The sequence below is a fragment of the Streptomyces zinciresistens K42 genome (assembly GCF_000225525.1).
In the GTDB taxonomy this organism is placed as follows: Bacteria; Actinomycetota; Actinomycetes; order Streptomycetales; family Streptomycetaceae; genus Streptomyces; species Streptomyces zinciresistens.
In genome coordinates, this window is record NZ_AGBF01000475.1 from 1 (window position 1) to 717 (window position 717).

Annotated in this window: 1 protein-coding gene; it reads left to right on the forward strand. The window is 64.7% G+C overall.

Annotated features, from left to right (window positions below; translation table 11 throughout):
• Nucleotides 1-131: 131 nt before the first annotated feature.
• Nucleotides 132-717 (forward strand): IS256 family transposase (locus SZN_RS37275; protein ID WP_244313507.1); only part of this gene is annotated, 586 nt, incomplete at its 3' end.

Consider the following 717-nt stretch of genomic DNA (forward strand, 5'->3'; position numbering starts at 1 on the left):
GTGTCTAATCAACGGCGGATCTGATGATCAAGGAGATGCGTCTGATGACGGAGACCGCCGTGGAGAACGAGCAGGCCGAGCAGGTGGTTCAGGCACAGTCGAGTTCAGTGTCGGACGAGCAGCTCGTTGCGATGCTGGTTGACCGTGCCCGCAACGAGGGGCTGCAACTGACCGGCGAGGGCGGGCTGTTGCAACAGCTCACCAAGCGGGTGCTCGAGTCCGCCCTGGAGGGCGAGATCACCGACCACGTCGGCTACGAGAAGCACGACCCGGCCGGGAAGAACAACGGCAACAGCCGCAACGGGACCCGGGCGAAGACCGTGCTGACCGATGTCGGCCCGGTGGAGGTAAGGGTGCCGCGCGATACCGCCGGCAGCTTCGAGCCGCAGATCGTCAAGAAGCGGCAGCGGCGTCTGGCCGGTGTCGACGAGATGGTGCTGTCCTTGTCCGCGAAGGGGCTCACCCACGGGGAGATCTCCGCTCATCTCGCCGAGGTCTACGGCGCGGAGGTGTCCAAGCAGACCATCTCCACCATCACCGACAAGGTCATGGACGGCATGGCCGAATGGCAGAACCGGCCGCTCGACCGCGTCTACCCGGTTCTGTTCGTGGACGCCATCAACGTCAAGATCAGGGATGGGAAGGTCGCGAACCGCCCGATATACGTGGTGATGGCGGTGACCGTGGACGGCACGCGCGACATCCTCGGCATCTGGG